Annotated in this window: 1 protein-coding gene; it reads left to right on the top strand. The window is 42.7% G+C overall.

Annotation, left to right across the window (positions count from 1 at the left end; translation table 11 throughout):
- On the top strand, nt 1-2,535 hold a 2,535-nt coding region (locus tag PN499_RS06165), incomplete at its 5' end, for a CBS domain-containing protein (RefSeq protein ID WP_334311660.1).
- Between the last annotated feature and the right edge of the window lie 5 nt (nt 2,536-2,540).

Below are 2,540 nucleotides of genomic sequence, written 5' to 3'. Positions count from 1 at the left end.
CTCCCCATCCCCCCCTCCCCCCTCTTCCTCACTCCTGCTGAGGCAACAGTGATGGCCTTGGGTATTCATGTTGATACGGGTTCCCTTACTTTTGACCAGGCTACAGCACGAGATGCTACTGCTTTAGCCTGGTTAATGGAACAGGGAGCGAGTTTGCGCGTAATTGCTGAATATGTCGATCCCGGTTTATCTCCTCAATTGCACGATTTGCTAACAGTTTCTCTAGAAAATTTACAGTCAGAAACTCTGCGGGGATATACAGTAGGCTGGGTGTTGCTAACTACTGAAACCTTTGTTCCGGGATTGTCTAGTTTGGCATCTCGCTTGCTAGATTTGACAGAAAATGATGCCCTGTTACTAGCTAACGTTTATTCTCAAAAAGAAGCGGAAGATCCGACTGTTCTCAATCGCTTAACTATTATTGGTCGGTCGCGGATTGAGGAAACTAATCTTAATGAGTTATTCAAATCTCTAGGAGGTGGCGGTCACTCTCGTGCTGCTTCTGTCTCTCTCCGAGACGTTGAACCCCTAATCATTTTAACACAATTAGTTGACCAACTCAAAGCTCAAATCCCCTACCCACCTACTGCTCGTGAGTTGATGTCGTCTCCGGTGCGAACAATTCGACCTGAAATCTCTGTCGGCGAGGCTCACCGGATTTTACTACGCTATGGTCACTCTGGTCTTTCAGTTGTGGACGATCGCGATCGCTTAGTTGGAATTATCACCCGCCGCGATATTGATATTGCCCTACATCACGGTTTCAGTCACGCCCCCGTTAAAGGCTACATGACACCTCAACTCAAAACTATTGCACCTGATACTGTACTACCAGAAATTGAATCTTTGATGGTGACTTATGATATTGGGCGTTTACCTGTTTTGGAAAATGGTCAGCTAGTAGGAATTGTCACTCGTACAGACGTGCTGCGAGAATTACACCAACAAAAAGATAAGGGAAAATTAGGAGAGGGAGTAGGAAAGAAGCAGAGAGAATTACTATTTTGCTCTTTACCTGAATCGATTAAACAGTTGCTTGCAACCAGTATCAATCCTCAACTAGACCAATTTTTATCGGAAGCTGCCAAGATAGCAGAACAACGCGGCTGGCAACTTTATCTTGTCGGTGGAGCAGTTAGAGATTTGTTGCTTGCTGCTTCCGAAAATAGTTTATCACTGACTGATATTGACTTAGTAGTAGATGGATATCACGATTTGGAAGTGGAGAATGTCGATCGAGTTCAAGAAAAATCAATTGTTAATACAGAAGAAGAGCGAGAATATTCAGTTGTTAATTACCCAATAAATAATCCTACAGTAAAAAAACACAGTCTACAATCTCCGGCTGTGGAGTTAGCTTCAGCTTTACAAAAACTCTACCCTGCTGCACGTTTGGACGTTCACGGTCAATTTCAAACTGCTGCTCTTCTCTGGCACAAAGATTCTGAATTAGATTCCCTTTGGGTAGATATTGCTACTGCTCGTACTGAGTTCTATCCTTATCCCGCAGCTAACCCTGAAGTTGAGGCAAGTTCTATTCGTCAAGACCTTTACCGCAGAGATTTTACTATTAATGCTTTGGCTGTGCGATTGAACCATCCCCGTGCTGGTGAATTGTTGGATTTTTTTGGAGGTTTGCAAGATTTAAAAGCTCGAAAAATTCGAGTTTTACACGCTAATAGTTTTATCGAAGATCCCACCCGAATTTATCGTGCTGTCCGGTTTGCGGTGCGGCTAGAATTTCAGATTGAGCCACAGACAGAAGGATATATCCGCCATGCTGTAGATAGTGGGATTTATTACCGAATTCAGGGGGAAAATGACCGCGCTCCGGCATTGGAAACGCGACTGAAAAGTGAGTTAAAACACATTTTACAAGCTCCCTACTGGAAATCAGCTTTGCAAATGTTGGGGAATTTGGGGGCTTTACGTTGCATTCATCCAACTTTAGATTTAGATCGGCAGTTGTTGTGGCAGTTACGTTTGGTAGATCGCTATTTAAAAATAAGGAATAAGGCAGAAAAAACTGATAATGAAAAAGAGGTGAAATCGCCTATAGCCAATCAATTACAAGGAATTAATATCAATGATTGGCTAATACGATTAGAAGTTTTAATTGCTTATTTAGCACCAGATTATCGAGGTAAGGTAGCGGCAAATCTTCAATTACCTGTGGATAGTGTGAAGTTACTACAAGATTTGGAAGAGGAAAAAATAAAGCTAATGGCATCTTTACCAATGTGCAATCTGCCTAGTAAATTGGTGTTAATGCTGAGGAATTATCAGTTACCAATGTTAATTTTAATAGCAGTGCAATGTCCGCGCCGGGAACGGCGGCAAATTTGGGAATACCTCACTAAGTGGGCAAATATTGCTCCGCCTTTGAATGGTAATGACTTAAAGGCTTTGGGCTATAAACCAGGGCCGCAGTTTAAGCAAATGTTGGATGATTTGTTAGTAGCGACTTTGGATGGAGCCCTGAGCGATCGCGTTTCTGCTATTTCGTTTTTAGCTGCCCATTATCCGCGATCGTAAAAGAT

The organism is Kamptonema animale CS-326 (genome assembly GCF_028330895.1).
GTDB classification, from domain to species: domain Bacteria; phylum Cyanobacteriota; class Cyanobacteriia; order Cyanobacteriales; family Microcoleaceae; genus Kamptonema; species Kamptonema formosum.
The sequence above is the reverse complement of the archived record's forward strand: the minus strand, read 5'-3'. Positions and strand labels throughout refer to the sequence as shown.